The organism is Bacillus sp. EB01, from assembly GCF_000613125.1.
GTDB lineage: Bacteria > Bacillota > Bacilli > Bacillales > Cytobacillaceae > Bacillus_D.
On the sequence record NZ_HG964497.1, the window covers coordinates 5224465 to 5230998 of the forward strand.

At 43.0% G+C, this 6534-nt stretch carries 6 protein-coding genes; all 6 read right to left on the bottom strand.

From position 1 onward, the window contains the following. Positions 1 to 441: 441 nt before the first annotated feature. Complete coding sequence (locus TY16_RS24630; RefSeq protein WP_043934341.1) at positions 442 to 1308, bottom strand: 2-oxoacid:ferredoxin oxidoreductase subunit beta; 867 nt, start codon at positions 1306 to 1308, stop codon at positions 442 to 444. After that, positions 1309 to 3042 (bottom strand): 2-oxoacid:acceptor oxidoreductase subunit alpha, encoded by a 1734-nt coding sequence (locus TY16_RS24635; protein WP_043934342.1) that lies wholly within the window; start codon positions 3040 to 3042, stop codon positions 1309 to 1311. Between the two features lie 296 nt (positions 3043 to 3338). Next, entirely contained in the window at positions 3339 to 4259 is a 921-nt protein-coding gene (locus TY16_RS24640) for a dipeptidase (RefSeq protein WP_043934343.1), read from the bottom strand. A 111-nt stretch (positions 4260 to 4370) separates the two neighbouring features. Then, complete coding sequence (gene spoVS, locus TY16_RS24645) at positions 4371 to 4631, bottom strand: stage V sporulation protein SpoVS (protein ID WP_043934344.1); 261 nt, start codon at positions 4629 to 4631, stop codon at positions 4371 to 4373. Positions 4632 to 4764: 133 nt separating this feature from the next. Further along, the gene (locus tag TY16_RS24650; RefSeq protein WP_043934345.1) at positions 4765 to 5562 is read right to left on the bottom strand and encodes a TIGR00282 family metallophosphoesterase; all 798 of its coding nucleotides are present in this window, start codon (positions 5560 to 5562) and stop codon (positions 4765 to 4767) included. Positions 5563 to 5667: 105 nt separating this feature from the next. After that, positions 5668 to 6534: ribonuclease Y (rny, locus tag TY16_RS24655; RefSeq protein ID WP_043934346.1), on the bottom strand; the 867-nt coding region annotated here is incomplete at its 5' end.

Sequence of the window (6534 nt, forward strand, 5' to 3'; positions counted from 1 at the left end):
ATTAGCTCATAAAGTTACGTTGGCTGATGGCCGAAGCCATCAAAATATTATTGTTTGTTGACGCTTGTTTGTTTAGTTTTCAAAGAGCAACTTAATTAGTATATAACTCACATCGCTTTTTGTCAATAACTTTTTTTCAGTTATCTTTCAGCGACATTTAATATATTACCATTTACGAAATGCAAATGTCAATAAGTTTTTTTATTTCCTCTGCACTTTTTCACTGGCTGACGAATCAGCTAAATCAATATACCATCTTTACTCGTATATACACAATGCATAAATATTTCCATTACAGATGTTTTTTAATAAACTATTGAGCACAAAAGTATCCTCTTACTCCATTCTTCCATTTTCCCAAGCAAGATAAAACACAAAAACACCCTGGCCAATTTTTCAATCGGACAGGGTGTAATATAAAACATAGAGTTGTAAATACTATTACATAAACTCGGCGACTAGCTTATCGAAATGCGCCTGATCAAGGTTAAGATCCGCCTCAGCTAGTGGTTCAGCAGAATAGCCATTGATCAGCTCCTGATAAGAAGAGCGCTCAGTGTTTTGATAGATGAGGCCTGTTACGAGTCCGTTATGCTGCATAAGTGTCTGCATCGCCTGTTCGCGGTTGTGCGGGTCGTAACCTTCAATATCACTAAGTTTGGTCAGGTTTTCTTTGAACCAGTCATATGTGTTGACTTTGTTATATGTTACACATGGACTGAAAACGTTGATTAATGAAAAACCTTTGTGCTTAATGCCTGCTTCGATTAAAGCTGTCAGATCCTTCAGGTCAGTCGAGAAACTTTGGGCAACAAAAGTCGCACCTGCAGTCAAAGCCATTTCCATTGGAGCAATTGCTTGTTCAATCGATCCCATTGGAGTTGATTTCGTTTTGAAACCTGTAGCTGACCTCGGTGAAGTTTGCCCTTTAGTCAAACCATAGATTTGGTTGTCCATGACAATGTAGGTAATGTCGATGTTACGGCGGATAGCATGGATTGTATGTCCCATACCAATCGCAAACCCGTCGCCATCACCACCGGAAGCCAATACTGTCAGATCACGGTTAGCCATCTTTACTCCCTGGGCGATAGGTAGAGAACGCCCATGAATTCCATGGAAACCATATGAATTTATATATCCGGAAATTCGGCCCGAGCAGCCAATACCGGAAACTACAGCAAGTTGTTCAGGTACAAGGCCAACATTTGCAGCTGCGCGTTGAATTGCAGCCTGTACAGAGAAGTCGCCACATCCTGGGCACCAGTTTGGTTTTACATTATTCCGGAATTCCTTAAATGTTGCCATTTAGAACAACTCCTTGCTTTTTGTGTAGATTTCATTAGGAAGGAACGGGTTTCCATCATACTTTAACAGCTTGAACATCTTTTCGGCATGCCCTACGTTCATCTTCATAATGTTTGCTAGCTGGCCAGTCGCATTGTTCTCAACAACCATAACTCTTTTCGCCGAACGTACAAGCGGAAGAATTTCATCTACTGGGAACGGATGGATTAGGCGAACATGTGCATGGTTTACTTTGTGGCCTTCAGCTGACAAGCGGCTCATTGCTTCTTCAATGGCTCCTCTTGTTGAGTTGAAACCTACAATTAACAAATCTGCTTCTTCATGTGGCGCGTTGACATATACAGGTGTATTGAAGCGAACTTTAGAAATCTTTCGGAAACGCTTATCCATTTGAGCAATCCTGTTAGCTGCTGATTCAGAAGGTTTGCCAGTTTCATCGTGTTCAACACCTGTTACATGGTGGATACCATTTTTCATGCCTGGAATGACACGTGGTGATACTCCATCTTCTGTTACTTCATAGCGCTTAAAATAGCCTTTATTTTCAATTTCAGGAAGGTCTTCCGAAACTAGTTTGCCCCGGCGTATTTCTACCTTGCCGAAATCGAGTGGCTCAACAGTCTGCTTTCCGAGTGAAAGCTGAAGGTCGGAAAGAACGATGACCGGGCATTGATATTCTTCTGCAAGGTTGAAAGCTTCTGCAGTATCATAAAAAGCTTCTTCTACAGTACTTGGGGCAAATACGATTTTTGGAATTTCTCCATGAGTTCCATAAATCATTTGCATCAAGTCCGACTGTTCTTGTTTAGTTGGAAGGCCTGTGGAAGGTCCCCCACGCTGGGTGTCAACAATAACGATTGGAGTTTCTGTAATACCGGCTAGCCCGATTGCTTCCATCTTTAATGATAGGCCAGGGCCAGCTGAAGCAGTAATCGCCCGGACACCTGCATAGTTGGCTCCAATAGCCATCGTGGCAGCTGCTATTTCATCTTCCGTCTGAATGACGGTGCCGCCCAAAGCAGGCAGTTTCTTGATTAGGTATTCCATAATCTCAGAGGCTGGTGTAATAGGATAGGCTGCCATAAAGCGGCATCCTCCGGCTACAGCACCTAATGCGATAGCATCGTTGCCAATCATGAACATTCTCTTTTTGCCATCAGCTTTTTCAAGCTCCATTGTTCGAATTCCTTCAAGCTGTTCAGTAATGAAATCATGGCCAGCCTGAATCGCTTCCATGTTCTTCGCTACTACCTGATCGCCTTTACGGCCAAAAATCTCACGAACTACTTCTTCAAAGACTGCAATGTCCAGATCAAGGACTGCAGTTGTTGCACCTATTGCAACCATGTTCTTCATTAGAGAGGTGCCAAGTTCAGTAGCGATTTCAGTAAACGGAACCGAGTACATGACTGCCTGTGTATCCTCAGGCTTCACAGGTTTAAACTTTGCATCAGCAATGATTACGCCATTGCTATGTAATTCTTTGTAGTTTAAGTCGATTGTTTCCTGATCAAAAGCTACCAATATATCAAGATCATCGGAGATCGATCTGATTTGGGTAGTACTTACCCTGATTTTGTTGTTTGTATGGCCGCCTTTAATCCTTGATGAAAAGTGACGGTAGCCATACAAGTAGTAACCAAGCCTGTTTAATGCGATCGAAAAAATCTCTCCCGTACTTTCAATACCTTCCCCTTGCTGTCCTCCAACTTTCCAGGAAAGTTGATTAATCATCCTTTACACCCCTTTGGATATGTAAAAAAATAATAGTTCATATCTTACAACTGAAGTGTAGCACTTTTTCAGATAATTCACTAGAAATCCGCTTGAAATTAAGCGTTTGCAATTCCATTCAAAAAATATCTGGTAGGTACTAAACGGTTTTAATTCTAGACCTATGTGACAAAAATTGCAACACTTTGTGGCATAATATTGTCTAAAATTTGAATATTTTTTAAAAGTGAGATTTATAGACCAATATTTTAGCCTTTTTTTAAATAATTATCTGCAGATACATTGATTTTATAAGGTTATTTCGGCAGCCTAGTTTCCATGTTTTTATGCAAAAATTTCCAAACTTGTATTTCAGAATAGTGTTTTTGTAGTTCATTAATTAAATTTTCGTATTCAAATGCTGAGGAAAGCCCTTCTACGGTCTTATCAATTCCATCAAAATCCGAGCCAAACCCGATATGGTCTTCCCCTCCAAGGGAACAAATGTGATCAAGGTGGCGAAGTACGTCGGTAATCGTTGCCTTACCCGCTTTACTAAGAAAATAAGGAACAAACGTAAGCCCCATTACTGTATCCCTTCTAATGATCGCTCTAATTTGGTCATCTTTTAGATTCCGCGGGTGAGGGCATTTTGTAAATGCGTTTGAATGAGATGCCATTGGAAAATCTGCAAGCTCCATAACATCCCAAAATCCTCTCTCAGAAAGATGTGATACATCGCACCATGTGTTTGTTTGATTCAAGAGTCCGACAACTTCACGCCCGAACGGAGTAAGTCCTCTACCACGGGATTCCATGGCTCCGTCAGCAACGGCATTGGCCCAGTTCCATGTTAGCCCAACTGAAGAAACACCCATATCCAGAAGTATCTTTAATTTATTGAGATCCTTTCCAATCGAATCGCAGCCTTCAAGCGAGAGCATTGCCCCCATCTGATTTTCCTTTAAAGAATTTAGGGCCGCTAGGTCTTTTACATGAACTACCATCGAATTATCAATAACTTTCTCGTGAAATATCCGAGCCATGTCCCTTGCAGCCTCAAACGCCTTTTCTCCTCTTAGTTCCGGCGGTACAAAAATAGCGAAAACCTGAAGCTTAATACCTGCCTCTTTCATTCCATCTAAATTGGCCTGAAGCTTTTCAGAATCCTTAAATTGAATTAAAGGATCCTCATACATTTTTAAAAGCACATCACAATGGGCATCAAATACTGCCATCCGTTCCGCCTCCTCTAATTGTCAGTGAGTTTCCTCATAAAAAAACCTGCTTGAGTGGTACAAGCAGGCTTGGCTTTAGTTTACCGGTCTGACATACAGTTAATTTAATTATTACCTTGGCTCTACAATCAATTTTATGGCAGTCCGTTCTTCACCGTCAATCAGTATATCGGTAAATGCAGGGATGCAAATCAAATCGACACCGCTAGGCGCTACAAATCCTCGTGCGATCGCTACTGCTTTTACCGCCTGGTTTAATGCGCCTGCACCAATTGCCTGGATTTCCGCCATTCCTCTTTCGCGCAGAACCCCGGCAAGCGCACCAGCTACAGAATTAGGATTAGATTTTGCTGAAACTTTTAATATTTCCATTCCTAGCTCCTCCTCGTATAATCCCGATCCCGCATGAGCAGCTCATGGACAGTTCAGGTATATATCTTTCCATTGTTACTATATTCACGGCAATTGGGACATATTCCCGTAAGGAGGATTTTTGTCATCTTTCTTAGCTATAGAATGGATGATCGGGATTTACCAGGATGCGATGAATCTTCTTTGCTTTCCCAGATTTTCGGTCAAGCTCCATTAAAACAGCCGACAGCTGCACCGGGCCTTCTTTCGGCACTTCAAAGCGGGCTGGCATAGTATTTAAGAAACGCTTAATGACTACATTTCTCTCCATACCGAGGATTCCGTCGTAGGGGCCCGTCATGCCTACATCTGTTATATAAGCAGTCCCACCTGGCAGGATACGGTTATCCGCTGTCTGAACATGGGTATGTGTCCCAACAACAGCGGACACTCTTCCATCTAGATACCATCCCATTGCAAGCTTTTCGCTCGTGGCCTCAGCGTGGAAGTCCACGAAAATAAATGGAGTCCTTGCGCTCGCCTCTTTAATTAGCTCGTCAGCCTTTCTGAATGGGCAATCTAATGCCGGCAAAAATGTTCTGCCTTGCAGATTAATAACCGCAATTTCCAAGTCATTTAATTTTACATAAACAATCCCTTTACCAGGTGTTCCCTCTGGGAAGTTTGCAGGGCGGGCCATATATTTGGCCTTGTCAATAAAGTCTAAAATATCACGGTTATCCCAGGTGTGATTCCCAAGTGTTACGGCTTGTGCTCCCCATTCAAGAAAGCTTTTATATATGGCTTCGGTAATCCCTTTTCCCCCGGCTGCATTTTCACCGTTGATGATTGTTAAATGTGGCCTATATTTTTCTTTTAACTTAGGTAAATATTCTTTAACCATATCTCGGCCGGGAGAGCCGACTACATCGCCAATAAATAATATGTCCATTTTCCTACCCCAATTCAATTAGTCTTTACGCCCCATTGTATCACACTAGTTCCATTGTTAAATGTAAAAAAGGACAGCGCCCAATATGGGTGCTGTCCTTCGTTGTTATTTAGCGTATTCAACTGCCCGGGTTTCACGGATAACCGTAACTTTGATATGGCCCGGATAATCGAGTTCTTCTTCAATCCGTTTCCGGATATCCCTCGCAAGCCTGTGGGCTGCAAGGTCATCTATTGATTCAGGTTTAACCATAATTCGAACTTCACGGCCGGCCTGAATGGCAAAGGACTTTTCAACACCATCATAGGACTCGGATATTTCTTCGAGTTTTTCCAGGCGGCGAATGTAGTTTTCAAGTGTTTCGCTCCTCGCACCCGGCCTTGCAGCGGACAATGCATCCGCGGCAGCGACAAGTACTGCGATAATTGAAGTTGGTTCCTTGTCACCATGGTGGGAAGCAATACTGTTAATAACAACTGGATGCTCTTTGTACTTTGTAGCAAGCTCAACGCCAATTTCAACATGGCTGCCTTCGACTTCATGGTCAATCGCTTTGCCGATATCATGCAGCAAGCCTGCGCGGCGGGCCAGAGTCTCATCCTCCCCGAGTTCGGCTGCCAGCAGCCCTGATAGCTGTGCAACTTCCATCGAGTGCTTAAGGACATTTTGGCCGTAGCTTGTACGGAATTTCAATCTACCAAGAATCTTGATTAGATCCGGATGCAATCCGTGTACCCCAACCTCAAAGGTTGTTTGCTCTCCGATTTCCCGGATATGCTCATCAACTTCGCGGCGTGCCTTATCCACCATTTCTTCAATTCGTGCCGGATGGATTCTACCATCCTGAACGAGCTTTTCAAGTGCCAGGCGGGCAGTTTCACGCCTAATCGGGTCAAATCCGGACAGGATGACTGCTTCCGGTGTATCATCGATGATTAAATCGATACCAGTCAGCGTTTCGAGGGTTCGAAT